Genomic DNA, 26,494 nt, shown 5'->3' with positions numbered 1-26,494 from the left:
GGATGGTTTTCGAATAGCAGCTATGGGGAAGGCATTTAGAATCGCCTCCCTCCTTCCCACCCTCTAGATCCAAACAGAAGGCTCCCAGAGATCCGCCGCATTTCCAACCGCGTCGGTGTCACTATGCTACGAGGAGTCTTAGCGGTTTCTGGTCTGGTCATCGCAGGGTGGGCGGAACGCTATCGGCTGCCATTGCGCGTTGCACTCCTTTAGGCGTGAGAAGAGCGATAGGTCAGGACTACCAGTACCTAAAAGATAGTTGCTTGGCCCTAGACTGCTCAGCTGGAACAGCTACCGTCTTTGGAGGCGCTGCCTATTTTTTACAGCTTGTGAGCTTAGCATTGCTCATTTTTTGAGCATTTTCAGGCCCAGGAAAATGCAAAAATACCATTTCATTCGGTAACCACATGGGTTACCCTGTGCGCCTCAATTAGGGGGAAAGCAAACGCATGGCTACCGGCATTTCAGGTCGCGAAAAACTATCGGCAGATGCACTAATAGCATCCATACCAGGGCGGGATCCTCATCCTCTGCCAGCCTCGTCCGCATTGCCGGTTATGCATTATCCAAACCGCCTTTCGGAAAAAGATGTTCTTGAATATCTGCCATCGGACTTCATAATTCCCGGTCAAAAAGGATTTGCTAGTTCTGCTGGGCTCAATAATAAACTCTTGCTTTGTGATAATCTCTTTGGTCTTCATGAACTTTTGAAAAGTGGCCGCCGAGCCACCTTGATATATCTGGATCCGCCTTATAATACCGGAATGGAGTTTCACTCTAGGGATTTGGCGCACGCATATAAAGATCAGTTTGGTACTGCGCATTACGTAGAGTTTATGCGTCGCAGACTTATTCTAATGAGAGAGCTTCTAACGGACGATGGATCAATTTATGTCCATATTGGGCATCAGATGGTTTCGCACCTTAAAGTGATCCTTGATGAAATATTTGGGCCGCGAAATTTTAGAAATATTATCACTCGAAAAAAATGTAGCAGCAAAAACTTCACTAAGCACTCATTCTCAAATACGAACGATTACATTCTTTTTTACACTAAGTCTGATAACTACAAGTGGAATAAGCCTGGCGAAAAGCCCGACGATGCTTGGATTGAAAAAGAATATACAAAAGTTGATGCTAGGGGGCGTTACAAGCTTGTGCCTATCCATGCACCAGGCACACGTAATGGTGAGACGGGTGAGGCGTGGCGTGATATGATGCCGCCGCCAGGTAAGCACTGGCAGTATGTGCCTTCCAAACTGGAGGCTTTAGACCAGGCAGGCGAGATCCATTGGTCTAGAAACGGTAATCCCAGAAGGAAGCTTTACCTAACAGACGACAAGCTGATCTCTTATTCAGATTATTGGGATCGCTTTCGAGACGCTCATCATCAAAGTATTGCAATCACAGGTTACCCAACAGAAAAGAACTTCAGCATGCTAAAGCTCATTGTTGGGGCAAGCAGTGACGAGGGCGATTTAGTGGTTGACCCGTTTTGTGGCTCAGGCACGACCCTAAATGCCGCTAGTGACCTGAATCGGCAGTGGATTGGTCTAGATCAATCCTTTGAGGCTATTAAAGCTACGATTACTCGTCTCCGGCACGGTTCAAACCCTATGGGCGATTTTGTTAATAAGCCAGGAAAGTCGGAAAAAATCGTGGACTTGTTTGCATCGATTGATGCTGAAAACACGGTCAAAAAAAATCGAGCGTCGTCTAGTTTTGATTTTCTAGTTGACGCTCATGTTGCCGAAGACTTTTACAGTGAGATAGAAGCTTTAGGCTCTATTTGATATAGCATTTAGAAGCCATTCGCGGGTTACACGTGCATTAGCAGTTTTGAGTGTCGTAACCCGCACATTATCGGCCCAAGAAGAATCAAGGTTGCAGGCTTCAAGCCAAGTGTCTTTGTGCATAAGTCCCGGCCCGTCGGAAAGGAAGATTAGCTTAATCAAATCTCCTGTTGTTTGATTGTATTCTTTAGCTTTCATCACTTTATGAGAGTTTCCTCCTGTTCGATCATCCGACTGGGCGCCTCCTCTAGTCGCATCATACCTGGCAAACCCAACGGCTAATACTTCTCCGGTGGTGCTGAGTCTAATTACAAAGTCTAACGGGTACTGACCAACAAACTTCGGGAAAATTGTGTTTAGCTCAATATCTCTGCCGGCACCTCTGGGCCCCTCGATGGTCATTTCATGGCCATGAGTTCCTGTAAACCAGTTAAAAAACAAATCAGTTAGAGCATAGCCCGATTGGCCTCGAGTGTCATACTCGCCAATCAAGACCGCAAGTGCGCTCATTGTCGTGGGTGAGATATTCGCAAACTGACTTTGCAGTTCATGAATTGGTTTAAATGTTGGGCCGTATGCTTCTATCAAGGCGTGAGTCGAGATAGTATTTATTTTCTTTGTCGCCTCTGTGTCGCAAACAGGGCTCACGCATCGTCTGAACATCTTTAGTAACGACATACGCTGTTTTGCGTTGTAATTAGTAGATCTTATGTAGCCAAGTAGTTCTTCGGACGACGATGACTGGAAAATCAAGTTTTGAAACAAATTAATATCATCTTGATATTTTTCTAAAAGAATTTCTAAGATCTCAGGAAATTTCACAGAAGCATCGATGGGCGTCACGATTTTCTGTACTTCACCAAGCGGAATCTGACTGAAGTAATTTTCACCTTCCATACCCTGCACCCTCCTTGACAAAAAGGCGGTATTTTCACTTGAATGGGTGGCAAATTGGTAGCACCGATTTGTCTGATGGTCGATTATCTGCAGCCTCAATGCGGGGGAGTAACCTTAACTTTGCTCATACAACCAACTACGAACAAACCTCCAACGCAGCAGGCTGCTTCATAGCAGCCGCTGCAACTGTCCATCCCAAATAACTGTGATCACTGCCTTTCGACTACCTACCCCAACATTTATTGTGAACACCGTTGCTCTGGTGGTGGCGGATGCGATCAAGCCTGTCGACGCGGATTAACCAGGGTACGGCTTCTTCGTTGCCGACCCCTAAGGGTTTCAAGTTGTGTGCTGATGGATTAATCAGGCGTAGCCGCTAATGCGGAAAAGGATTCTATGAGCAGCGATTTGCGCGAAAAGCTAAAGCCTACAACCAAAATGCGTGTTTACGATTCAGTCGCTATGGCGGGTATTGATGTCAGTAATTGGCACAACATTTCTTCTAAGCGAACACCTGCGCAGAATCCAAAATATTGCTATTGCTGGGCTTTCGAAGGAAACGGCCGAGTGCTTTTAATGACCCAAAGCGGGCAATAAAGCTGAAACCGCCACTGTGCGTGCCGGATACAAGCGTATTGCTCGATGCGTTTTACCCCTCCAGAAAATCCTGAAAAAGGGCGATGAACATGGATGTTGAATTGGCTCATAAGATTGAGGCCGCAGAATGCGAGTATTTACGTTCGCGCGTTGAGAATCTGGCAGATGTCAGCGGCAATCCTTATGGTGCACGTGTTTTTTTCAATGCTGACTTTCCGTGCTTTCAAGTAAAAGCATCGCCTAGCCCGATGTTCAACCGCATCTACGGTGACATCGCCAGCGACCCCTTGGCCGTGTTGAAATTGCTCAATGACTCAGCGGAGCGATCGGCTGTCACCCCTCTTTTCGGAAAATCTTCGGCGCTGGAGCAATACGCCATTTTGGGCGAGGAACGGCTTGAGCGTTTGAGGGGCTGGACTCACCTGCAATTAGCGTGTGCTATTGAAAACGTGATTTTGAGTTATCACTCATTCGAAATTGAAGAGGTCACGCCGAAAACTCTGCCTCTATTCGCAGAAGTGCACGCGGCTGGCTTTCATACTAAGCCGGAGCATCGGTTGCTGAATCAGGCTTCCTTTGCAGGGCAGAGGCCTGATGGACGTCTGAAAATCTATGTCTTGAAAGCGCAGGGAGTGGTGGTAGCAGGGGCTTCGATGTACTTGGCCAGCAATGGTGTTGCCTACCTTGGAACGGCGGCAACTCGAAAAGATGCTCGGGGCTACGGTTACCACGCAGCCCTGATTTCTCACCGATTAGAGCAAGCAAAGAAACATGGCGGTCAATGGGTGGTTGCGACCGCGCTGGCCAGCTCCCAAAGCCGCCGAAATCTGGAGCGTGCCGGGTTCACGGCATCCCATGCCCAGGCACTGTACCGTCTGGCAGGTATCTGAAATAAACGGCTGAGAAGGAGCGGCCGCTTCTGGTCGATTGCCGCCCCTCACCAAGGGCAGCAATCCTGTCACTTGCCGCCCCTCATCCCCCTCACACCACCGCGACTTCAACCGCTCTAGAACGCCAAACAGAACCCAACACCATCAGCAACCCCAGACCCGCCATCGCCGCTCCTGCCAGGGAAATCGCCGGATAACCCCAACCCGCGCTGATCACCGCTCCGCCCAGCGCTGCGCCAATCGCGTTGCCAAAGTTGAAGGCGCCAATGTTCACCGCAGAGGCAAGGTTGGGCGCGTCCTTGGCTGCTTCCATGACGCGCATCTGTAGCGGCGGCACCAGGGCGAAGCTGGCGATGCCCCATATCAGGATGGCCAGTGCAGCCGGCACTTCCCAACGCATCAGCAGGGTGAACGCCAGTAAGACGAGAATCAGCACGCTTAGCGACACGATCAAAGTGCGATCTATCGAGCGGTCAGCGGCCTTGCCGCCCCACATATTGCCCAGCGTCAAGCCCACACCAAACAGTACCAGCATGGCGGTGATGTAGGCGGTGGAACCCTGGGTCTCGCTGCTGAGGATCGGCGCGATGTAAGTGAAGACGGTGAACATTGCGCTCGATCCGACGACGGTCAGGGCCAAGGCGCCCAGCACCGGGCCGCGCCCCAGTACTCGAATTTCGGCCATGACACCCGCGCTTGGCGGCGTCTTCAGGTTAGGCAGGGCGAACCACAATGCGGCCATGGTCAACAAGCCGAGGCCAGTGATGCCCCAGAACGCGGTGCGCCAACCGAACAGTTCACCAAACCAGGTGGCCAGCGGCACACCGCCGATGGTCGCCAGGGTCAGGCCCATGAACATCGCCGCAACCGCCCCGGCACGTTTTTCCGGGGCGACTACGCTGGCGGCGACGATGGAGCCAACGCCAAAAAATGCACCATGGCTCAGTGAGGTCACCACTCTGGCGACCATGAGGCTGTAGTAATCGGTGGCCAAAGCTGACATCAGATTACCCAGGGTGAAAATCGCCATGAGCCCGACCAGCAGATAGCGCCGGGGAATCTTGCCGGTGGTCAGGGTCATCAGCGGTGCACCGAGCAATACGCCCAGCGCATAAGCACTGACCAGCAAACCGGCGGCGGGAATGGAAACGCCCAGGTCCGCAGCGATACCCGGCAACATGCCCATGGGGGCGAATTCTGTTACGCCGATGCCAAAGGCACCGATGGCGAGTGCTACAAGGGGTGGATTGATACGCATAAAAGGCTCCTTATCTATGCCGCTAATGCTACGATCCAGTCTTTTCAAGCGGTAGATAGCATTTTTGGCAATCACCTTTGCGCGGGAGGCACAAGTGGACTTCAACGGCAGGTCAGGTGAAATGAGCGTGTTCACCACCGTGGCGCAGGAAGGCAGCCTGTCGGCCGCCGCGCGTGCACTGGGCCTTACACCCTCGGCAGTCAGTCGGATCATCGCGCGTACCGAGCAACGCCTTGGCACCCGCCTGCTGTTGCGCACCACCCGAGCGATCACCTTCACGGCCGAGGGCGAAGCGTTCCTGCGCGGTGCCCGGCGTATCCTGGCCGACATGGACGAGGTCGAAGAAGCCATCGCCGACCAGGGCGTACCCAAGGGGCGATTGCGGGTCAGTGCCGCCTTTGTCCATGGGCGGGTGGCCATCGTTCCCTTGGTTGCAGCATTCAGCGCCCGTTACCCGAACATCGTCGTCGACCTCACCCTGGGCGACGAAGTGGTCGACATTCTCGGCGGGCAGGCCGACGTTGCGCTCCGCTTTGGCCACCTGCCCGACAGCCCGCTGACCGCGCGCAGGATCGGCGAAACCGGCCAGGTCGTGGTGGCATCGCCCGAGTACCTGCAACGCCACGGCATCCCCCAAGAACCAGAAGACCTGTTGCAGCACAACTGCCTGCGCTTCAACTTCCGGCGTGCCGAACCCAACTGGCCGTTCATCCGCGATGGAAAAGAGTTCTCCCTAAAGGTCAGCGGCAACATCGAATGCAGCAGTGGTGAAGCGCTGGCACAACTCGCGCGAGTAGGTGCCGGCATTGCACGTATCGGTGAGTTCAGCGTGCGCGAGGACTTGCAGCGCGGCGACCTGATTGCGCTGCTGGAAGCCTGGAACCCCGGGGAGCGCGAACCGATTCATGCGGTGTTCGTCGGCGGGGCGGCAATGCCGGCGCGGGTGCGATTGTTCGTGGACTTCTTGCTGGAACATCACCGGATATAAGCGCAGGCGTGAGCTGATATTTTCGGAGGCTTGTGATGTTGAAGTGAGCAAAACTTTTTTGCGTGCCCTATCAATAGATGGATGGGGCGTCTGCACGTCTTAAATGGCTGTCGTGAAAGTCCGCTAGTACGTCACGAAAGGCGGCTTTCGGCCGAAGCTGACAACGAATTATCGGTGTTGTTAATTTCACGCACATGTATAGGCCGCGGCGCGCAGTCGGTGGCGAGCCTCCTCGACCCGTCTTACTGCCTCAGTAGGCGAGTTAAAGACAATGGTCGCAGGAATACGCAAGACCGTGTAACCCTCCGCGCGAATGATCTCGTCGCGCGCGGCGTCTCTGGCCTTGGCGTCGCGACTGCCGTGCCACGTCTCTCCGTCGATTTCGACCACGAGTTTCTCGTCGATTAGAAAGTCTCCCCGGAATTGGCTCCATGCAGAGTTGCGCCCGATGTGCAGCCTGCCGAGCCCAACCTGGGTACGTAGCTTTATGCCTTCACCCGCGATGCAACCTGGCCCCGTCGTCATCTTGTACGCGCAGACCATAGTGTCGAAGAAGGCTTCTTCCGCAGGAGAATCGCAGGTAAAGCGCATGTCCTCTACCGTAACGGGCTCATTGATGCGGGCGGCGACTTGCGCCTCCTGCCTCTTGCGTTCCGGCTCATTTCGAATGTCGCTGTAGACCGACCAGGCAATGAGGCCGCCGACCCCGAGCAACGGCCAGAAGAAAAAACCAATGACTATCAGTACAGCGGCTAAAAGGCCGCGCTGGAAATAGGTCATAAATTCACTCTTGCCTATGTAGAAAAGCCGTAAGTGTATAGCTCCTACCACTGTAAGTAGCTATAGGTAATCTGGACCTCCAATTGCCGTTAGTGGCCCCTGGCTAAGGGATGCTATGGGTCGATTTCAGGCTGTCATCCACGGTAGTCATCGACGGTGTATTCAATCTGTCGAGCTTCTGCTGCGCGTCATGTGTATGAGGGCCGATCGGCCGTTTCCCAAAGAAGGTCGCTCCTCAATGGAATAAGGGACAAACCCAAGCTTGGGGTAGAGCAGCAGCCCTGCCGTGTTTTCGTTAAAACAGGAAATCTGCACCTCGTTGGCTCCATAACGCTTGAATGCCAAACCGGTCATCGTCTCTACGATAAACGTAGCCACTCCTTCGCCCCGAGCGCTCGGCGAGACGATGACATTGCCGATACAGCAAACGCCATTGCGTTCAGCTCGATAGAAATTGGCAAACCCAACGACAGTCCCATTGATCTCCACAACGGTAGAGTCGAAGCGTTGGGAGATCGCGATATTCAACTGCGTTTCCGTTAGCGGGAAGTGCGCCTTCGGAAACATGAAAAACAACTCTTGAGCGTTTTGAGGAAAGCCGCAGATCTTTATTACGTCGCTAGCCTTCACTGGCCTGTGGTTCAGTTTCATTGCTCGTCTCTAAGCTCCATGAGTCAGTAATTTAGCGACTAGCTCAGGGGATTGAAAGCAATGCTATCTGCGCAAATGGCTGATATTTGCCCTTGGTGAGCGGCAGCTCTTGGCCGAAAGCCACCCTTCACAACCATCTACTATCAGCCACCGCCAGACGTCTACAAGTTATCGAACGGACGCCACTTAACCACCCAACCCCTGTTGTCCGAATGAGTTATTCAACCGCTCCAACTCAAGCTGTTTAGCAGCACTGGCTTCAAGGTTTGCCCGCTCTTCATCCAGATACCGATAAATACTTTGGAGGTTGGCGATTTTCAGTTGGACTTCTGCCATCTTTTTTTCAATGAGCTTGGCGCCGTCAGCACAATCGATCAGCTTATTGCGCTGCGCATCCAGAATCTCGCCTATTTCCCCCAGGGAAAATCCCATGCTTTGTGCGCGCTTGATAAAGTCCAGGTCGTGCAGCGTTTGCGTTGTGTAATCGCGGTAGTTGTTCGTCCGCCGCTGCGGTGAGATCAGGCCGATTTGCTCGTAGTAACGTAGCGTATGGCGGCTGGCACCGCTGCGGGCTTCGAGTTCGCCGATTTTCATGAAAACACCGCTTGACCCTAGAGTTGGGTCGACAGTTTACGCTCGGCTCCTGACCTCAAACAAGGAACTGGGAAATGGGCGTGGAGTGCTTTGTCACGGGGGGGACCGGTTTTATCGGTCAACATTTAGTGGCGTACCTGAGTGCACAGGGTCACACCATTCGGGTGTTGATGCGTCGCCCGGAGCGACTGGCTGAGCTGCGCGACCAAATCGATACGTTGGGCGGGTGTGCAAGCCGGGTATTTGCCGTAGCGGGTGATCTGCAACGGGACTCTCTGGGGCTGAGTCTTGCTGATCGAGAAGTGCTACGGCACGCCAGCGTCGTGTTCCACCTGGGCGCCCACTTCGCGTGGGGGCTTTCAATCGAGCAATCTCGTGCGGTGAACGTAGAAGGGGCAAAACGCGTTGCGCTGCTGGCGGCTGAGCAAAAAAGCCGGTTAGTGATGATCGGCGGCTACATGCTGAAAAACCATGATCATCTGCAACGCATCGGTATTGATCCTCGTTATCCGCAGCGCACGAATTGGCCTGCCGTCTACCGGCAAGTCGGTGGTTACGAGGCGAGCAAGCTGGAAGCGCATTTTGCGACCTTAGACGTCATGGCCGCCAAAGGAGAGGAGATGACGGTTGTCCACCCCGCGACGGTCTGTGGCCACAGCCGCACGGGGCATATCGTTGACGGTCAGCCGCTAGTGGAACTGATACGCAACCTTATCCAGGGAAAACTGACGGCAGTGCCGGGTACCGCCAGGCACTGGCTGCCACTGGTCACCGTGGATTACCTGGTTGAGCTGGTGGCGGCGTGTGCTTTTGATCCTGCCATGGCGGGGCAGGAACTACTGGCGCTTGATGACCAAACGCCAGATTTGCGGGAACTCTTGAAGCAGTTGGCACACCCTTTGGGCATAAAGTCTCCCAACTACTTTATTTCACTGCGATTACTGAAATTACTGCTGCGTATCCCTCCCGTCGCGCGGATGTTGAATACCCAGCCCGAAGCCTTGGACTTTATTCAGACCACGCGTTTCGATACAACGGCGGTCGAGCAATTTGCCAACAGGCATGGAATAGCCAAGCCAGAGATAGGCCAGTCTTTGCAGCACACTGCAACGTTCGTCAACTCACATTGCCTGGCCAGGGGCTAAGCCCGCTGACGTGTCCTCAAACAGTGTGCCGTCGATGCAGGGCGGCATGTTCATCGCTGCCGATTTATCAATGCATCAAGGCTTGTAAAGTAACGCTTCAACGACAACGCCAAACGCCGATGACTGTTCACGGCGATTGGGGTAGTAGAGGTGGTAACCGGCGAAGGGTTGGCACCAGTCTTCCAGCACTCGCACAAGCCTACCGTCGGCAAGCTCCTGCGCCACCATGTCCTCCGGCAGAAAGCCCAAGCCACACCCCGCCACGGCCGCCCGCAGGATCGGCACGCTGCTGTTGAACGTCCATTGCCCTTCGACACGGGCCTTCAGTTCGTGACCATCCTTTTCAAAATCCCATTGCATCAGGCTGCCATGGGTAGGCAGGCGCAGATTGATGCAGTTTTGCGCCGCCAGATCACCGGGCACCTTCGGTATTGGCCGCTGTTTGAAATACTCGGGTGAGCCCACAACGGCGATGCGCAAGGATGGCCCGACCGGCACGGCGATCATGTCTTTAGCCACCTGATCTCCCAGGCGAACACCGGCGTCATAGCGTTGCGCGACGATGTCGCAGAGGGCGTAGTCGACGGTGATTTCGACATGGATGTCCGGATAGTTGGGCAGCACCTTTGAAAGCTTGGGCCACAGAATATTGTTGGCGGCATGTTCGGATGCTTGAATCCGCACGGTGCCCGCCGGGGTGTCACGAAACTCGCTGACCGCGGCCAGTTCGAGTTCGATCTCATCGAACCGCGGCGCCATCGACTGATACAGCCGCTGGCCCGCCTCGGTCGGTGAAACGCTGCGCGTGGTGCGCGTCAGCAAGCGCACGCCCAATCGGCTTTCCAGTGTGCGCAGGGTGTGGCTCAGTGCCGACTGCGAGACGCCAAGCTGGGCGGCTGCGCGGGTGAAACTGCCTTCGCGGGTGATGACCACGAAGGCTTGCAGGTCGTTAAGGTTGGCGCGGGACATTGATGAGAACCTCTCATGAGGGGCGCGGGATTCATCCATAAAAGCAGGTCGCACACCGATGCGCGACCCCCAAGAGGGTTGATTACAAGGTGCGGGCGTAAAACGCGCTGAGTTTGCCAATCGCGGCATCGACATAACGCGGCACCCAATAGGTTTCGATGTGCGTCGCGCCGTCGAGCATAAACAGTTCTTTGTCGGTGGTGCCGGTGGCTTTGGAGAAGGCGTCCTGCGTCATGTACAGGCTGTCGGCTTTGCTCCCGGCGATCATCAGCAACGGTTGGTTGATCAACTCGATCTGGTCAGTGGCGTCGAAACGCATCAAGTCGATCAGGCTGCTGGTGGTGTATTTGAAGGTCGAGTTCGGGTGCGCGTGGGTCTTCCAGTAGTACTCATAACCTTGGCGATACAGCTCGAAGGGCAGTTTGGCAATTTGCTCTTCGGTGAGGTTGGCATCGCCCGAATACAGCACTTCGCCGCCGGCCGCTTCTTGCGCGCGGGCAGCTGACGCTTGTTGCAGGCGTTGCTGGATGCTGTCCATTTGCGAGTCGTTGTAGCCGTTGCGGCGCACCCGGCCCGAGTTGAACATGCTCACCGTGGCCAGCGATTTGAAGCGTTTGTCGGTTTGCGCCGCCGCCAACGAATAACCACCGCCGCCACAGATCCCGAGCAGCCCCAGACGCTTGTCATCAACGCCGGCAAACTGGCTGATGAAGTCGGCCATGCCGTGAATGTCTTCGATACGGTACGCCGGTTTATCGATGCTGCGCGGTTGACCACCGCTGGCGCCCTGATACGCCGCATCGGCCGTGATGGTGATGTAGCCCTGTTCGGCCAGGCGTTGGGCATACAGACCGGCGACTTGTTCCTTCACGCCGCCATTGGGGTGTGCAACGACCACGGCCGGGTAAGTCTTCTTGGCGTCATAGCCAGCCGGGGTATAGACGTTGGCGGCGATGTCCAGACCATTGAGCTTGTAGCTGACCGGATGGATGTTGACCTTGCCCGGTTCGTTGGTGCTGATCGCGCCATCATAGGCGAGGGTGAACGGGTTCTTTTGGTAATCGGCGGCCAGGGCTTCGCCTGCCGAGAGGCCGACCAATGCCGACATGAACGTGGCTTTGAGGGTGTTCTTCACGTGAAACTCCTGAGCAAAAAAAGGGCGGCAGTTGCAAACCTATTTGGGTCAGTCCAGCTGTTCCTCTTTGAGGAACTGCGCGACCAGGTCAGCGATCTGCACGTTGTTTAGATCCGACATAGGGAAATGGGTATTACCGTGAATGCCAATCTCCGGCAGGTGTATCAGTCGCACATCACCGCCATGGCGATTGACCGCGTCACGCCAGAGCCGGGCCATTTTCAGGCGTGCGCGCCAACTGTCCTGAGCGGGCAGATCGACTGCGTGTTCCGGGATGTTGTCGCCGTACAGGATAAGAATCGGAATGCGCGTCAGTGCCATAAATTGTTCCATCGGCACCGCTGCGCCTTGCACAGTGTCGAACGCGCTGGGGATCGGCGCCGGCACTTCACCGTTAGCAAACACGAAACTGCTGCCCGGTTCGAACGCCACGATGGCTTTGACCTTGTCGTTCTTGATCGCCGTCAACCAGCCCGGCCCGCCACCCTGAGAATGCGTAAACAGGATGCCGGGGCCGATTTTGTCGAACAGCGCCGACACACCATCGGAGACCACGCCCATGTCAAACGGCCCGGTGTTCGGCGTCATTGCCCTGAAAAACTGCTCGCGGGTCTGGGCGTCCTGCGCCACTTGCACGCCGTTGAAATAGCGGGGCCAGAGGCCGATGCGGAACTGGTTGAACCACAGTTGTTCGTCCGGCTCAGGCTTGATGGTGGTCTCGACCATGCTGCGCCCGGCATCACCACGCCGGGGCTGATCGATCAGATAGACGCCGTAGTGGCGGCGCAGAAAGATGTTCTGAAAACCCTCGCGACCATCGGCGGTGGTTTCCCAGGTCTTGGAAAACTGACCCGCACCGTGCCACATGACGATGGGCAGTTTTCGCGCGTCCACCGGGATTTGATAGAAGGCGTAGGCGTGGTCACCGTGGTAGGTCTGGCCGTTGGGCGTCATCGGTTGGCGCGGGTTGAAGGTGCCCGGTGCCGTAGTCATCGTTCCGCCGGCGGCGAAGCTGCCTTGTTTCTGGATCAGCAGCGGGCCTTCGGAGTGGTTCGCGCAGGCCGCCAACAGGCTCAACAGCGTGACGCTCAGCAAATGTTTTGCAGTTCTCATGTCATATCCTCGACGCCGTGAGGGCTTGGGCCAGCGCTGCGTTGGCCCGCTCGGCAGTCTGTGCATCGCCATGCTTTTTCAGCAGCTCGGTGACTTGGTGCAACTGCGCCGCGCTGAGACCGACGCGCAGGCTCGCCGCCATGTGCGAGCGCAACTGAGGCTCGACCCCCGGCGTCGCTGCCAGCGCACCGACAGTCGCCAGTTCGCGACTTTGCCAGTCGAGGTTGTCGCGCTCGAAGATGTCGCCGAACAGGTGCGTTTGCAGGAACTGGTTGATCACTGGGGCGAACTCGAACACCGGGCCTATGACCGGGGCGCCGGAGATTTTCGTTTGATTCGCCGTACCCGCTGCCAATAGCTCATCCCCGACCGGAATCGCCCGACTCGGCTCACGCCCCGGCGCATCGTCAAGGCCGCGTTGTTTGCGCTCCTGCACCACTGTCATCAATTCATTCAAGGCGTTGAGGCTGCGCGGGAAGCCGACGTAGGCGTAGAGCTGCACGAGAACTTCGCGGATTTCGCTGATGCTCAAACCGGCATCGAGTCCCTGGTTGAGTGCCGTGTTGAGGCTCGGTATGTCGCTGGTCGCCATGAATGCGGCGATCAGTGGAATCGTTTGTTGTGGGGGCGACAGGGTCGTTGCGCTGGTTGGTGAGCTGGTCATGTTCTGTGATGCCTCGGCTGCTTGAGTGGTCATGCTGAACATCGCCCCGATGCCGAGACAAAGCGCTATGAATGCGGGGAGGGCTGGGCAGATGCGTGCATCAGTGGTCATCGTGAAAGGCTCCGTCCATTACGGGTCACTGCGGTGTCACTGGATCGTACGGAGTATGAAAGGGGTGATTAACCCCGAAATTGCGCAAGGACTCCTGAGCAGAACTCATGAGTCGCCAGTGCCATGGCCGCTGCAATCACGGCGCGCTACCGCGGGTGTTGGGGATGGAGGCCGGGTGACAGTTTGCGCAGAAGGTGCCGACTAGCCGCTTCGACACATTTCGTAACTTCAATGGCCGGCGTATTGCGCCTCCGAGACCTGCTCTGCCCAAGTGACGCTCTTGCCGTCCTCGGCTTCTGCAATGGCGATGTGGGTCATGCCGTTGCTGGGTGTGGCGCCATGCCAGTGGCGGGTGTGCGGTGGAATCCAGACAGTGTCGCCCGGTCGGATTTCCTGTCGCGGGCCACCCTCTTGCTGCACGTAGCCGACGCCTGCGATGACGATCAGCGTTTGCCCCAGCGGATGGGTGTGCCACGCCGTGCGTGCGCCGGGCTCGAAGGTCACCGTGGCGCCGCCGATGCGCGCTGGCGCATCGCCTTTGAACAGGCCATCAACGCGTACGGTGCCCGTAAAGTTTTGCGCCGCGCCCTTGACCGAGGGCTGCGAGCCGTTCGGCGTAATGCGGATTTCGCTGGCGGCTTGGGTTTCAGCTGTCATCAGTGACAACGCAACGAGGGGTGCGATCAATCGATTCATCGGGTCAACTCCGGTCACACAGTGAAAGCGGCGCCCAATGCAGCGCCGCGTCGAGCAGGCTCAGAGTCCGGTCATCTTCAGTGCCGATTCCGGCAGGCGATCACCGTGCACGTGAATTTGCGCCATTTGCTCGTTGATCTCGCGCAAATCGTCACCGGTCAATTGCAGGTCGACTGCGCCCAGGTTCTCTTCCAGCCGATGGGGTTTGGTCGTGCCCGGGATCGGCACAATCCATGGTTTTTGAGCGAGCAACCAGGCCAGCGCCACTTGCGCCGGTGTGGCGTGTTTGCGCTGCGCGACGGCTTTCACCACATCGACCAAAGCCAGGTTGGCCTTGCGCGCTTGCGGTGAAAAGCGCGGCACGACATTGCGGAAATCGCTGGCGTCGAACTGCGTGTGCTCATCGATCTGACCGGTGAGAAAACCCGCGCCCAGCGGGCTGAACGGCACGAATCCGATACCCAGCTCTTCGAGCACTGCCAGCAGTTCCACTTCCGGGCCGCGCCAGAACAGTGAATATTCGCTCTGCACAGCCGTAACCGGTTGCACAGCGTGCGCCCGGCGAATGGTCTGCACGCCCGCTTCAGACAGGCCGAAATGCTTGACCTTGCCCTCGCTGATCAGATCTTTGATGGTGCCGGCGACGTCCTCGATGGGCACCTGCGGATCAACGCGATGCTGATAGAACAGGTCGATGCGATCGGTGCGTAAACGCTTCAATGACGCCTCGGCCACGGCGCGGATATGTTCCGGGCGGCTGTTGGTACCGCTGCCACGCACGCCAGTGGTCAGGTCGATATCGAAACCGAACTTGGTGGCGATGACCACCTGCTCGCGGATCGGCTGCAAGGCCTCACCCAGCAGTTCTTCATTGGCGAACGGGCCATACGCTTCAGCAGTGTCGAACAAAGTGATGCCTTGTTCGTGGGCCGAACGAATCAACTTGATCATGCTGGCTTTGTCGGCAGCCGGGCCATAGGCCGAGGTCATGCTCATGCAACCCAGGCCCAGTGCGGACACTTCCAGGCCATTGCCCAACGTGCGGATTTTCATGGTGTCACTCCGTAAAAAATTCGGTTAACGAGTGAGAGGATGATCGTTCAGCCAGCCGTTCACGCGCTCCATGGTCTTGCGTTCCTGCTCGCCCTCCATCACAAAACCTTCCACTACCTTAGCCTTCAGGGCGTGTTTTACGAGCACGCTGCGGCTGTTGCCCAAGCCATACCCGCCATGGGTGTTGAAGGGGATGAGGGTCTTGCCGCTCAGGTCGTGGGCGCTGAGGAAGGCACGCACGACCGGCGGGGCGGTTTCACCCCAAATCGGAAAGCCCAGATAGACCGTGTCGTAGTCGCTGAGGGCGTGAACCTTGTTTTGCAGCTCGGGTTCGAAGCCGCTGTCACGCTCCTGACGTGCCTGTTCCACGGTTTGCAGATAATCTTCGGGGTAGGCGTGGGCCGGGCGAATCTCGAAGAGATCGGCACCCAGTCCACGCTGGATTAGCCCGGCGACCACGCGGGTATTACCCGAGCGCGAGAAATACGCGACCAGAATCCGTGAGCCTGAACGCGGCGTTGCACTGGCATCTTGCGTATCGGCAAGCGACAGCAGCGGGGCGCTGGCCAGTGCGGCGATTACCGTACGCCGCAGCGGATCGTGATCGGTGCTCATCGACCGACACGCGCCTTAAGGGCCTCTGGATAACGCTCGCCTTCAATGCGGATCTGCGCCAATGCGCTATCAATGGCGTTCAGTTCGCTGGCATCAAGCGTGATGTCCGCGCCGCCGAGGTTTTCTTCCAGGCGTGACAGTTTGGTTGTCCCCGGAATCGGCACAATCCACGGCGCCTGCGCAAGCAGCCAGGCCAGCGCGATTTGTGCCGGGGTCGCTTGTTTTTGCGCAGCAATCTGACGGATCAGCACCACCAGGCCCTGATTGGCTTGCAGCGCCGACGGGCTGAAACGCGGGACGATACTGCGAAAATCGTCGCTGCCGTACGTGGTCTGCGCCGACACCGTGCCGGTCAAAAAACCTTTGCCCAATGGGCTGAACGGTACGAAGCCGATGCCCAACTCCCACAGCGTCGGCAGAATCTCCTTTTCAGGCTCGCGCCACCACAACGAGTATTCGCTTTGCAGTGCGGTGACCGGCTGCACCGCGTGCGCCCGGCGAATGGTCTGTGCCCCGGCTTCCGACAGGCCGAAGTGCTTGACCTTGCCTTCAGCAATCAAGTCCTTCACCGCCCCGGCGACGTCCTCGATCGGCACGTCCGGGTCGACGCGGTGCTGGTAAAGCAGATCGATGTAATCGGTCTTCAGTCGACGCAGCGACCCCTCAACCGCGACCCGAATGTGCTCGGGGCGGCTGTTGAGAATCTGCTGTTTATTGTCGTCGCCGAAGGTGAAGCCGAACTTGGTGGCGATGACCACTTGATCGCGCACCGGTGCCAAGGCTTCGCCTACCACTTGCTCGTTCAGGTAAGGGCCGTAAACCTCGGCGGTATCGAAGAACGTGACGCCTCGCTCAACCGCCGAACGAATCAGCGCAACGGCTTGTTGTGTGTCAGTCGCCGGGCCGTAGCCATGGCTCAAGCCCATACAACCCAAGCCCAGGGCTGACACTTCGAGTGAACTTGTTCCGAGTGAGCGCTTGTGCATGTGGATCTCCCATTTGGCGTTGGGAGAACAATAGGTGAGCTAACGAGTGGGGACTAGACGGTTAAATCGGCAAGGGTTTATGAGATTTGCTCATTAATCGCTGAGAGGGGAGATCAAGACTGTGTCTTCATGGACGCTTGTGCGCTCTGAACATAGGCTTAGAAACAGGCTAAAGGTCGTGTTCGATGGTCAATGATTGATCGCCAGCTATCGGCCAATCGCAGCTCCCTTGGCTCTGCTTTACGAATACGGGATCTTGGGTAAATGCAAGCCGTGCTCACTGTTGGCGCGGCTTACGGTATTTCTACTAGGTAAGCTATCGACCCAGAGTCATTGGCAACGTTGACGCACAGCGGTTAGCCAGCGGGAAACAACCTCCAACTCTTTGTCGGTAAAGTCCTGCGTCAGTGTCGCGTTCAATGGGGCCAGTTCGGTCGTCGCCAGCAGTGCTGCCTCTCGCCCGGTCTCTGTTAGCCAGAGCCGATAGCTGCGCTTGTCTTGGCCATCTATCCGACGATCGATCAACCCCGATTTCACCATTCGATCCGCCAGCCCCGTCATGGCCGATGGCGCGATATCCAAGGCAGATGCCACTTCTCCGCTAAGTGCCCCATCTTGGGCGCGGATCACAAACAGGGCTCCGGCTTGAGTTGCACTGATGCCCGCGGTATTGGATACGTGCCGCTCAATATGCCTGGCTAAGCTCTTTTGTGCTGAGTTCAGTAGATAAATGTAGCGACGGTCATGTTTCATATGGAGTGTCCGGCAAGTGGGTCTTAAGCCAAGCGACCACTATCGGCCACAGTGTGTCCGCATGTCGATTACGGAAGAACCCCAAATGACCTATGGAAGACCCGTCACTGTCTTCGGGGCCTAATTGGCGGCGTTCAACAGTGCACCCCGTCAGATGCCCCATCATTAGGTCGATAGCTTGCGCCGGTGCCCAAGGATCATCATTGAAACCTAACGCCAGAACAGGTATCGAGGGGCGAGAAAACCTGGCGGCTGCGTTAATTGATGGGTCATCAAAAAAATAATTGCGAAGGCTTGTCCAGCGTGACCATTCGAGCATGACATTCGCAGGGATATCCTCGCCGAGGCCCAGTCTGCGCCCCGGAACGTAACCCAAGAGCTTGGCGGTCAGAGGTCCTATGATCTTCAGCAGAACCGATACTTTCAAGCGCTCCATGCCGGGCTTTATAAATCTGAGGCAGCCCGCATGTGAGCATACAGTCACCGCTGCACTCAGCTTGCGGCTGCTCGCACTCAACCCGATAGCATGACCACCAAAGCTGTGGCCTACACCCAAATGGGCAAAGCCTGGGTAATGCTCAGACACCCACTGGGTTACGGCCTCGACATCGTTGTCAGCCCAAGACATAAATCCGGCTTCAACATCCTTTGGATGTAGCCCATCTCTACCGACGCCACGATAGTTGTAAGTGATGACAGTGAAGCCGTTCTCTGCCAAAAATTGTGCAAAAGGGAAATACATTCGTTCGGTGACAGCTGTTGCAGGATTGATCTGCACGACGGCTTTAGCAGCACCAATCGCCCCGTGAACTGTGAGTTTTACCGGGCTACCGTCAGGGCAAATAGCTGTGTGTTGTACGGGGCTCATAGAATTACTTCGCATGCAAAGCAATATAGTTAACATACGAAATATATGAGTATCAAGCTTTTGCTTTATGTCGCGCTTGCCTTAGGGCGTGTGGCAAGTCGGATCTGGCTAGTATTTCTCGATAGGGTTGCTTGGCCGATAGCCAGCTTTCGTAAGAGGCGCAGGGTGGGTGTAGGCACACTCATCGCTACGCCTGGGCGATAGTTGCCTACCTGACATCTATACCGGGATAGCGCTCGGGCGGTGGCTGGTAGTTGGGATCTTCGAACTGGCTGTTGGTATAGAAGCTCTTGGCTGTGGGGCCGTCGTACTTGTAGGTCACGTCCTTGTTGGGGACTAAATGCCAGCCTGTGCTGTCTTTATCTCGCTCGATCAGGGTGGGGTAAAGCGTGCAGGTCCCACCGTCGCCTGACGTGAGGAGGAACTGATAGTAGCGCCCGGCTTCTGGAGTGAAGGTCGTTGTGACAAAACAAGTCCTGGTGCGCGTACCCTCCCACGACATGTAGACACTCGTTTCGAGGCCCGGCCGAAGCGTTGACTCATAGTAGTCCCAGGTCAGATTTTGCCCCGCTTTGGGCATGCCGATGTCCTGGGTATGGATAAATGGCAGAGGCCCGGTACGGACCACGCCCCCCGTCTTCACACCGTTTGCCGATTGATAAATGGCCGCATGCTGGGTGAAGTTGACGACCCGGATCCATGCCGGATTCGGCTCATTGGCCGGAGCGACGAAGTAATCCGTGTGGGGTAGATACTGGCAACCTGCGAACATCGGCAACAGCAGTAAGCAGAGTGTTGAGCGTGTCGACATAGGTCCCTTCCTCTCCATAAGTGTTGCTGTGACCGCGTCTACAGGGGTTTATTCGGCATCAGGCCTGTTTTCGTACCCAGATACCCTCCGACGGCCTGTTCAGCGCGCTCAGCCATCCCCCAAAAAAACTGTGATCACACCCCCTCCAACCACCTACACCCGACGCCCCAATCCGCCTATAATCCTCGCCCATGAATCTATCCAAACTCGTGTCGCCCATGATCCGCCAGACTCTCAGTGCGGACGTTTATTCCCAGCTTCGTGATCTGCTGATCAGTGGCCGTGTCATGCCCGGGGAGAAGCTGTCGCTCAGGTCCATTGCCGATGCGCTGGGCGTGAGTGTGATGCCGGTGCGTGAGGCGGTGCATCGGCTGGTCGCTGAGCAGGCGCTGGAGATGGCGGCCAATCGGTATATCCGGGTGCCGGTGCTGACGGTCAGCCAGTTTCGCGAGATCACCAGTATTCGGCTGAATCTGGAAGGGCAGGCGGCGGCTCGTGCGGCGCAGTTGGTGAGTGCTGAGGCATTGCAGGAGATTCAAGGGATTCACGATGCGTTTTGCCAAGAGTTTGCGCAGAACCCGCCCGATGAGTCGCGGCTTATTGCCCTGAACAAGGCGCTGCACTTTGCCATTTATCGTCAGGCGGACATGCCGATTTTGCTGCAGATTGTTGAGTCGCTGTGGCTCCGGATCGGGCCTATCCTCAATTACGATTTGCGCTCCGGCACCGAGCGGGTGATTCAGCGGGTGCAGGCCAGTCACCATGCGGCGTTGGTGCAGGCCCTGAAGGCGCGCGATCCGGTGGCGGCGTGTGAGGCGTTGCAAGGCGACATCAAGAGTGCCGCCGAATTTATTGTGAACACCGGTGCGCTGGTGGTGGCGGATGCGATCAAGCCTGTCGACGCGGAGTAACCCGGCGGCAGATGCAAAAAAACGAGGCGGACTGAACAGTCCGCCTCGTTTTTTTATGGGCGTTTACCTCTGGCTGCTTACATCTGCGCGCCGATCATCCAGGGCACGGTTTCTTCGTTGCCGACGCCCAGCGCTTCGCTTTTCGATTTTTCCCCCGACGCAACGCGAATAAGCATGTCGAAGATTTCCCGGCCCTTGGACTCCAGGGTGGCGTCGCCGTCCATGACGTCCCCGCAGTTGATGTCCATGTCGTCCTGCATGCGCGTGTACATTTTGGTGTTGGTCGCCAGTTTGATGGAGGGCGCGGGTTTGGCGCCAAAGCACGAACCACGGCCGGTGGTGAAGGCCACCAGGTTGGCGCCGCTGGCGATTTGCCCGGTGGCGCCCATGGGGTCGTACCCCGGCGCATCCATAAACACCAGGCCGCGCGCGGTAATCGGCTCGGCGTAGCGGTACACGCCCATCAACGCCGAAGAGCCGCTTTTGGCGACCGCGCCCAACGACTTCTCAAGAATGGTCGTCAGGCCACCGGCTTTGTTGCCCGGAGTCGGGTTGTTGTCGATGCTGCCTTTTTCGCGGTCGGCGTAGTTCTCCCACCACTTGATCAGGTCGACGATGCCCTGGCCCACTTCGCGGGTGGCCGCACGGCGTGTCAGCAGGTGTTCGGCGCCGTAAATTTCAGGGGTTTCACTCAAGATGGCGGTGCCGCCTTGGGCCACCAGCAGGTCGACGGCTACCCCGAGTGCGGGGTTGGCGGTGATGCCGGAGTAACCGTCCGAGCCGCCACATTGCAGCGCGACCGTGAGGTGTTTGGCCGACACCGGCTCACGCTGGCACGCGTTGGCAATCGGCAGCATGGCGTCTACGGCAGCAATGGCCGCATCCGCTGCCTTGCGGGTGCCGCCCACGTCCTGAATGACCACCGGGGCGATCAGCTTACCGGTCTCGATGCCTTGCGCCATAAACAGCGCACCCATCTGGTTGGCCTCACAGCCCAGGCCGATGACCACCACGCCTGCGAAGTTGGCGTGCTTGATAAACCCGCCCAAGGTTCGCCGCAGTTGGTTCACGCCTTCGCCGTTGTGCTCGATGCAGCAACCAAAACTGTGGGTGATCGGCACCACGCCATCCACGTTCGGGTAGGCATCCAGCGCACCGTTTTTCGAGAAGTGCTCCACCACCATTTTGCTCACCGTGGCAGAGCAGTTCACCGTGCTCACCACGCCAATGTAGTTGCGCGTGGCGACTCGGCCATCGGCCCGCACAAAGCCTTGGAACATGACCGGCTCAGCAGGGGGCGTGGCCACTCTGGCGTCCTCGCCAAACGCATAGTCGCGCTCGAACGTGGCCATTTCCAGGTTGTGAGTGTGCACGTAATCACCCGGCGCAACAGGTTGCGTGGCAAAGCCAATGATCTGGCCGTAGCGCAGCACCGGTTCACCGGTGTTGATGTGCGCCAGCGCGACTTTGTGCGCGGCGGGCACCTCGGTGCGCACCACAATATCGTTGAACTCAGTGACCACCGTGCCTTGCGCCAGCGGCGCACGGGCGATGGCTACGTTATCGCTGGGGTGGAGTTGAAGGGCCAGGGACAGAGTGTTCATTTGATCCTCGAGTTTTCAGTCAGGCACGGTGCGACGTGGGGCAATACGATGTTGTCCCGTGATTTTGTAGAGGCAGATTCCTGGGCTTGGCGCAGGCGGGTGCTCAGAAAGGCGGCGAGGGTTAACAGCGCGGCCACAATGATCAGCCCGTTTTTGGTGCTCCCGGTGGTTTGCTCGACAAACCCCAGCAAAGAGGGCCCAAAGAAGCCGCCGGTAATGCCGCAGGTATTGACCAGCGCCAGCCCGGCCGCCATGCCGGCTCCGGCGAGCCTCGAACTGGCGAAGAGGAACACCACCGGCTGCACGACAAAGAACATCGAGGCGGTGAGGGTAAAGCCGATTAGAGCAATCATCGGCGGGGTATAGGCGGCCAGGGTCAGGCCAGCTGACATCAGGATCAAACCACCAAACATGATCTTGCGCGACAGCTTGGGCGTGGTGGCGTATTTAGGCAAAAAGGCGGCGCCCAGCGCGGCCGCTATCCAGGGGATTGAGTTGAGCAGGCCGATCTCAACCGACGTCAGCCCGCCGTAAGTGCCGATGATGCCCGGCAAAAAGAAGATGACCGAATACACACTGATCTGGTGCAGAAAGTACACGGCAATGGCCAGCCACAACTGGGGGATTTTGAACACGCCCTTAAAGGAATGGCCCACATTGCCCGAGGCGATCTCTTCATCGTTTTCTTTTTTGAGGGCCTGCTCAACTTCATCGGCTTGCTCCTTGGTCAGCCAACTGGCCTTGGAGGGTTTGTCCGGGAGTTTTTTCCAGATCACCACCGAGAACAGCACCGCCGGGATGCCTTCCAGAAAGAACAGCCACTGCCAGCCATGCCAGCCCATGATGCCGTCCATTTCCAGCAAGAGCCCGCCAATAGGGCCGCTGATGATGTTGGCCAGGCACACGCCGATCAAAAAGTAACCGCTGGCCCGCGCTCTTTGTTCCTTGCCGAACCAATAGGTGAGGTACAGCATCACCCCCGGAAACAGCCCCGCTTCCGCAGCGCCCAACAGGGCGCGGGCGATGTAAAAAGTCGTCTCGTCGGTGATAAAAGCCATGCCCGCTGACAAAATGCCCCAAGTGATCATGATCCGGGTGATCCACAGCCGCGCGCCCACGCGGTGCATGATCAAGTTGCTGGGCACTTCCATCAGGGCATAGGTGAGGAAGAACAGCCCGGCGCCAAAACCATAGGCCGCCGCGGAGATCCCCAAATCGACGGCCATGTGGGTTTTGGCCAGCGAAATATTGGTCCTGTCCAAAAAGCTGATGACGTAAGCAAAAATCAACATCGGCATTAACTTGCGAAACATTAAAGCGTTCAGCGACTGTCCCTTTTCTGTTTTTGTATGGGTCGTTGCGAACATGGCTCAGGTCTCCTCATGAGGATAGGGTTCCAGGGCGCTGTGGGTGTTCAGCGCCCGTCAGTGCCAGCAATATCCTCTCTATTGTTTTTAGTCAGGTGAGTGCCGGTGCTTAGAAGTTGACGTTGTCGCCACCTTTGAGCTTGAGGATTTCTCTCGCGTCGTCAGGGGTCGCCACTTCCAGTGAGAGACCTTCCAGAATGGTGCGCATGCGCGACACTTGCTCCGCGTTGCTTTTGGCCAACTGGCCTGGCCCGTCCCACAGCGAATCTTCCAGGCCCACGCGCACGTGCCCGCCCAGGGTGGCCGACTGCGCGCCAATGCTCATTTGCTGCTTGCCGGCCGGCAGCACCGACCATTGGTAGTCGTCGCCAAACAGCCGGTCGGCGGTGCGGCGCATGTGCAGCACGTCTTCGGGGTGAGCACCAATGCCACCCAGAATGCCGAACACTGACTGGATCAAAAACGGTGGCTTGATCAGCCCGCGATCAATGAAGTGCGCTGCCGTGTACAGATGCCCGATGTCATAGCACTCGATCTCAAAACGCGTGCCGTTTTCGCTGCACGACTCCAGGATGTGGGCAATGTCGGTGAAGGTGTTTTTGAAAATACGGTCATGACTGCCCGCCAGGTAGGGTTCCTCCCAGGCGTGTTTGAATTCCTTGAAGCGATTGAGCATGGGGTACAGACCCATGTTCATCGTGCCCATGTTCAGCGACGCCACTTCGGGCTTGAACTGATGCGCCGGGCGCAACCGGTCCTCAAGCGACATGGTCGGCGCGCCGCCGGTGGTGAGGTTGATCACCACATCGCTGGCTTCTTTAATGGCCGGCAAAAATTGTTTGAACAGTTCCGGGTCTTGCGAAGGGCTGCCGTCTACCGGGTTGCGGGCGTGCAGGTGGACAATTGCCGCGCCAGCCTCGGCCGCACCAATGGCGGCTTCGGCAATCTGCCCCGGTGTCACCGGCAGGTAAGGGGACATGGACGGGGTGTGGATGGCGCCGGTCACAGCGCAGGTAATGATGACTTTACGAGCCATGGTGATCTCCTGGGTGTATTGGTTTTGTTGTTCAGGATCAAGCCGCAATCAAGCGTCCGGGGCGTGACGCTTGTGCGCGGCCAGGGCCATCAGGCGTCTGTCGCGCCAGGCTGAGCGTTGGTTGATGTCTTCACGCTCAAGGGTGCGGCGGCGCTCTTCGTCCACGCGGGCAACCGCTTCGTCCGACCAGTTGAACGTCTGTTGCGACGCAGCGGTGTGCCGGTACTGCTGGCCGTAGCGCCGGGCGTAATCCTGCACGCCCGCCGGGGCGTTGAGGTCGATGGTTTCGAAGGGGCCCATAAACGACCAGCGCAGGGCCAGTCCTTCTTTAAGCACGCGGTCAATGTCTGCCGCGCTGGCCAGGCCGTCTTCATGCAAGTTGAAGCACTCGTTGAGCACTGCGGCCTGAACCCGGTTGAGCAAAAAGCCGTAGATCTCACGGGACAACGTCACGGGGCTTTGCCCGGCTGCGCTGTACAGCGCGTGGGCGCGGAGCATCACATCCGCCGAAGTCCATGGCGCCGGGCACAGTTCAACCAGCGGGATGAGGTAGGGCGGGTTGGTCGGGTGCGCCACTAGGCAGCGGGCCCGCCCCGGCAGGTCTTTAGTGAACTCCGACGCCGGTAGCCATGAGGTCGAACTGGCCAGAAGCGCATCTTTGGGGGCCAGCGCGTCCAGTTGGCTGAACATCTCGATTTTGGCCTCGACGGTTTCCCGCACGTTTTCCTGCACGAGCACCACGTCACGCAGTGCTTCTGCCAAGTCCGCAACGCAGGTAATGCGCGCCAGCACGGTGCCGGGGGCTTCATCAATCAGGTCAAATTCTGCGAGTTCACCGAGCCGCGCTTCGATGTACGCATGGCTGCTTTGCAGGGTGTGCAGGTCCATATCGTGCAGGCGCACGGGGTGGCCCGCACGCGCAAACACGATGGCCCAGGCTCTGCCAATCAATCCGGCGCCGACAATGGCGACGGGGCCACGCTCAGGGGAGGATGGTCGTTGCATGCTGTTCTCCACATTTTTGTATTTATGGTCAGGAGTTGCGCTTTTAGCTGGCGCATCCACACCGTGTAGCGAGTCGATACCGGTGTGGTTTGAAACGGATGGTATTCGCTGTGATCACAGATCACAAGACTATTTTAGCGATTGTCAGACAATTGGCCGCAGGGGCATAAAACAGGTTTCAAAGACCCTTAAACACGGCTCACCAGCGGGCTGCTGGCAAGCCGTTGCTGCAAAGGGTGCTCAGAGGTACTCGACGTTGCCGTCGATGCTGATGGCTTGCCCGGTGATGTTCTGCGCGGCGGGCGAGCAGAGGAACAGCGCCATGGCGGCCACATCGTCCGGGGGCGTCATGCGCCCTAGCGAGATTTTGTTTAACGTCTTTTGCAACATCTCGGGTTCGGAGATACCCAATTGCTTGGCGCGGTCGCGGATCACCCGATCCTGGCGCGGGCCTTCAATGATGCCGGGCAGCAGCGCATTGACCCGGATATCCCGGTCGCCCAACTCCGCCGCCAACGATTTCATCAACCCGATAATGGCCCACTTGGTCGCCGCATACGGTGTGCGCCAGGCATACCCCAGGCGCCCGGCCACCGACGAAATATGAATGATGTGTGCATGATCGGATTCAGCCAGCAGCGGCACCGCATGATGCGCGAAGCGGTACTGGGCATTGAGGTTGATATTGATCGACTGCTCCCACTCGTCCTCGGTGATTTTTTCAATGCCGGTGGTGGGCCCGGCGATGCCGGCGTTGTTGATCAGCACATCGAGGCCATTGACCCACTCGCGCTGAAGTTCAAACACTCGCTTGACCTCGGCCGGGTTTGACACGTCGGCTTGGGTGGCGAGCGCTTGCGGGTAGCGCTCGCGGAAGGCCAGCACCGCCTGCTCGCTGACATCACACACATGCACCTTGGCCCCGGTCTCAAGATAGGCCGCAGCAATCACCTCACCAATACCGGCCGCGCCCCCGGAAATCAGCACTTTCAACCCGGAATAAGGCGTGAGTCGTTTCACAATGCTCATAGCGTTTTACCTGTCTTATTGTTGTGTGGGCGTTCTGCTGAGCGGCGAACGCCTGCTGAGAAATGCGAATACAGTGATATGTGATCACAGTTTATTTGTCAATCCAGAATCTGCCCTCCACCCCGACCATTGCCCCGGCCTTGGTCAGTCCCCGATACTACTGCCCGTCAATCTT

At 57.2% G+C, this 26,494-nt stretch carries 27 protein-coding genes; 6 read left to right on the top strand and 21 right to left on the bottom strand.

Annotated elements, in window-relative coordinates; all coding sequences use genetic code 11:
• The first annotated feature begins 449 nt into the window (after positions 1–449).
• Positions 450–1,793, top strand: a complete 1,344-nt coding sequence (locus ACJJU9_RS18620) for a site-specific DNA-methyltransferase (RefSeq protein ID WP_407729261.1) — start codon at positions 450–452, stop codon at positions 1,791–1,793.
• Here ACJJU9_RS18620 and ACJJU9_RS18615 read toward each other — a convergent pair.
• Positions 1,779–2,690, bottom strand: a complete 912-nt coding sequence (locus tag ACJJU9_RS18615) for a hypothetical protein (protein WP_407729260.1) — start codon at positions 2,688–2,690, stop codon at positions 1,779–1,781. The two genes, ACJJU9_RS18620 and ACJJU9_RS18615, sit on opposite strands and share 15 nt — an antisense overlap.
• 396 nt (positions 2,691–3,086) lie before the next feature.
• On the opposite strand from ACJJU9_RS18615, the gene ACJJU9_RS18610 reads away from it, so the two are divergent.
• Both ACJJU9_RS18610 and ACJJU9_RS18605 read left to right on the top strand, forming a co-directional pair.
• Positions 3,087–3,287, top strand: coding sequence for a hypothetical protein (locus tag ACJJU9_RS18610; protein ID WP_407729258.1), 201 nt, complete (start codon positions 3,087–3,089; stop codon positions 3,285–3,287).
• Positions 3,288–3,376: 89 nt separating this feature from the next.
• On the top strand, positions 3,377–4,177 hold the full coding sequence (locus ACJJU9_RS18605) for a GNAT family N-acetyltransferase (RefSeq protein ID WP_407729256.1): 801 nt from the start codon (positions 3,377–3,379) through the stop codon (positions 4,175–4,177).
• Between the two features lie 91 nt (positions 4,178–4,268).
• Here the strand turns inward: ACJJU9_RS18605 and ACJJU9_RS18600 are convergent, their stop codons facing one another.
• Positions 4,269–5,435, bottom strand: a complete 1,167-nt coding sequence (locus tag ACJJU9_RS18600; RefSeq protein WP_407729255.1) for an MFS transporter — start codon at positions 5,433–5,435, stop codon at positions 4,269–4,271.
• Between the two features lie 94 nt (positions 5,436–5,529).
• Between ACJJU9_RS18600 and ACJJU9_RS18595 the strand changes: the two genes are divergently transcribed.
• Complete coding sequence (locus tag ACJJU9_RS18595) at positions 5,530–6,423, top strand: LysR family transcriptional regulator (protein WP_407729253.1); 894 nt, start codon at positions 5,530–5,532, stop codon at positions 6,421–6,423.
• A gap of 186 nt (positions 6,424–6,609) precedes the next feature.
• Here ACJJU9_RS18595 and ACJJU9_RS18590 read toward each other — a convergent pair whose 3' ends face one another.
• The 3 genes from ACJJU9_RS18590 to ACJJU9_RS18580 all read right to left on the bottom strand — a co-directional run bounded on the left by ACJJU9_RS18590 (position 6,610) and on the right by ACJJU9_RS18580 (position 8,448).
• Positions 6,610–7,203, bottom strand: a complete 594-nt coding sequence (locus ACJJU9_RS18590) for an endonuclease domain-containing protein (protein ID WP_407729252.1) — start codon at positions 7,201–7,203, stop codon at positions 6,610–6,612.
• A 162-nt stretch (positions 7,204–7,365) separates the two neighbouring features.
• The gene (locus tag ACJJU9_RS18585; protein WP_407729251.1) at positions 7,366–7,854 is read right to left on the bottom strand and encodes a GNAT family N-acetyltransferase; all 489 of its coding nucleotides are present in this window, start codon (positions 7,852–7,854) and stop codon (positions 7,366–7,368) included.
• Between the two features lie 186 nt (positions 7,855–8,040).
• The gene (locus ACJJU9_RS18580) at positions 8,041–8,448 is read right to left on the bottom strand and encodes a MerR family transcriptional regulator (RefSeq protein WP_407729249.1); all 408 of its coding nucleotides are present in this window, start codon (positions 8,446–8,448) and stop codon (positions 8,041–8,043) included.
• A 74-nt stretch (positions 8,449–8,522) separates the two neighbouring features.
• Here ACJJU9_RS18580 and ACJJU9_RS18575 point away from each other — a divergent pair, with 74 nt between their 5' ends.
• Complete coding sequence (locus ACJJU9_RS18575; protein WP_407729247.1) at positions 8,523–9,593, top strand: SDR family oxidoreductase; 1,071 nt, start codon at positions 8,523–8,525, stop codon at positions 9,591–9,593.
• A 75-nt stretch (positions 9,594–9,668) separates the two neighbouring features.
• Here ACJJU9_RS18575 and ACJJU9_RS18570 read toward each other — a convergent pair whose 3' ends face one another.
• From ACJJU9_RS18570 to ACJJU9_RS18520, 11 genes are all read right to left on the bottom strand, one after another.
• The gene (locus ACJJU9_RS18570) at positions 9,669–10,562 is read right to left on the bottom strand and encodes a LysR family transcriptional regulator (RefSeq protein WP_407729246.1); all 894 of its coding nucleotides are present in this window, start codon (positions 10,560–10,562) and stop codon (positions 9,669–9,671) included.
• A gap of 82 nt (positions 10,563–10,644) precedes the next feature.
• Positions 10,645–11,697: an alpha/beta hydrolase gene (locus ACJJU9_RS18565; protein ID WP_407729244.1), complete on the bottom strand. Its 1,053-nt coding sequence runs from the start codon at positions 11,695–11,697 to the stop codon at positions 10,645–10,647.
• A gap of 48 nt (positions 11,698–11,745) precedes the next feature.
• Positions 11,746–12,690, bottom strand: a complete 945-nt coding sequence (locus ACJJU9_RS18560; RefSeq protein WP_407731015.1) for an alpha/beta hydrolase — start codon at positions 12,688–12,690, stop codon at positions 11,746–11,748.
• A 121-nt stretch (positions 12,691–12,811) separates the two neighbouring features.
• Positions 12,812–13,585 (bottom strand): carboxymuconolactone decarboxylase family protein, encoded by a 774-nt coding sequence (locus tag ACJJU9_RS18555; RefSeq protein ID WP_407729243.1) that lies wholly within the window; start codon positions 13,583–13,585, stop codon positions 12,812–12,814.
• A 228-nt stretch (positions 13,586–13,813) separates the two neighbouring features.
• Positions 13,814–14,281: a cupin domain-containing protein gene (locus ACJJU9_RS18550; protein WP_407729242.1), complete on the bottom strand. Its 468-nt coding sequence runs from the start codon at positions 14,279–14,281 to the stop codon at positions 13,814–13,816.
• 60 nt (positions 14,282–14,341) lie between these two features.
• Positions 14,342–15,334 (bottom strand): aldo/keto reductase, encoded by a 993-nt coding sequence (locus ACJJU9_RS18545; RefSeq protein WP_407729241.1) that lies wholly within the window; start codon positions 15,332–15,334, stop codon positions 14,342–14,344.
• Positions 15,335–15,358: 24 nt separating this feature from the next.
• Entirely contained in the window at positions 15,359–15,949 is a 591-nt protein-coding gene (locus ACJJU9_RS18540) for a flavodoxin (protein WP_407729240.1), read from the bottom strand.
• The gene (locus ACJJU9_RS18535) at positions 15,946–16,935 is read right to left on the bottom strand and encodes an aldo/keto reductase (protein ID WP_407729239.1); all 990 of its coding nucleotides are present in this window, start codon (positions 16,933–16,935) and stop codon (positions 15,946–15,948) included. The genes ACJJU9_RS18540 and ACJJU9_RS18535 overlap by 4 nt, the downstream gene beginning before the upstream one ends.
• 330 nt (positions 16,936–17,265) lie before the next feature.
• Positions 17,266–17,688, bottom strand: a complete 423-nt coding sequence (locus ACJJU9_RS18530; RefSeq protein ID WP_407729238.1) for a MarR family winged helix-turn-helix transcriptional regulator — start codon at positions 17,686–17,688, stop codon at positions 17,266–17,268.
• Positions 17,678–18,556, bottom strand: coding sequence for an alpha/beta fold hydrolase (locus ACJJU9_RS18525; protein ID WP_407729237.1), 879 nt, complete (start codon positions 18,554–18,556; stop codon positions 17,678–17,680). The genes ACJJU9_RS18530 and ACJJU9_RS18525 overlap by 11 nt, the downstream gene beginning before the upstream one ends.
• A gap of 208 nt (positions 18,557–18,764) precedes the next feature.
• The gene (locus ACJJU9_RS18520; RefSeq protein WP_048391174.1) at positions 18,765–19,367 is read right to left on the bottom strand and encodes a hypothetical protein; all 603 of its coding nucleotides are present in this window, start codon (positions 19,365–19,367) and stop codon (positions 18,765–18,767) included.
• A gap of 218 nt (positions 19,368–19,585) precedes the next feature.
• On the opposite strand from ACJJU9_RS18520, the gene ACJJU9_RS18515 reads away from it, so the two are divergent.
• Complete coding sequence (locus ACJJU9_RS18515) at positions 19,586–20,278, top strand: GntR family transcriptional regulator (RefSeq protein WP_407729236.1); 693 nt, start codon at positions 19,586–19,588, stop codon at positions 20,276–20,278.
• Positions 20,279–20,355: 77 nt separating this feature from the next.
• On the opposite strand, the gene ACJJU9_RS18510 is transcribed toward ACJJU9_RS18515, so the two are convergent.
• The 5 genes from ACJJU9_RS18510 to ACJJU9_RS18490 form a co-directional block, all read right to left on the bottom strand.
• Positions 20,356–21,882, bottom strand: a complete 1,527-nt coding sequence (locus tag ACJJU9_RS18510) for a UxaA family hydrolase (protein WP_407729234.1) — start codon at positions 21,880–21,882, stop codon at positions 20,356–20,358.
• Positions 21,879–23,249, bottom strand: a complete 1,371-nt coding sequence (locus tag ACJJU9_RS18505; RefSeq protein ID WP_153375340.1) for an MFS transporter — start codon at positions 23,247–23,249, stop codon at positions 21,879–21,881. The genes ACJJU9_RS18510 and ACJJU9_RS18505 overlap by 4 nt, the downstream gene beginning before the upstream one ends.
• A 109-nt stretch (positions 23,250–23,358) precedes the next feature.
• Complete coding sequence (locus ACJJU9_RS18500) at positions 23,359–24,285, bottom strand: 3-keto-5-aminohexanoate cleavage protein (protein ID WP_048370765.1); 927 nt, start codon at positions 24,283–24,285, stop codon at positions 23,359–23,361.
• Between the two features lie 48 nt (positions 24,286–24,333).
• The gene (locus ACJJU9_RS18495) at positions 24,334–25,290 is read right to left on the bottom strand and encodes a 3-hydroxyacyl-CoA dehydrogenase (protein ID WP_407729232.1); all 957 of its coding nucleotides are present in this window, start codon (positions 25,288–25,290) and stop codon (positions 24,334–24,336) included.
• Positions 25,291–25,530: 240 nt separating this feature from the next.
• A complete protein-coding gene (locus ACJJU9_RS18490; RefSeq protein ID WP_153375336.1) occupies positions 25,531–26,319 on the bottom strand; it encodes an SDR family oxidoreductase in 789 nt (262 codons plus the stop codon).
• Between the last annotated feature and the right edge of the window lie 175 nt (positions 26,320–26,494).

It is taken from the genome of Pseudomonas helleri (assembly GCF_045830615.1).
GTDB lineage: Bacteria > Pseudomonadota > Gammaproteobacteria > Pseudomonadales > Pseudomonadaceae > Aquipseudomonas > Aquipseudomonas helleri.
This window is presented reverse-complemented; position numbering and strand designations above follow the sequence as displayed.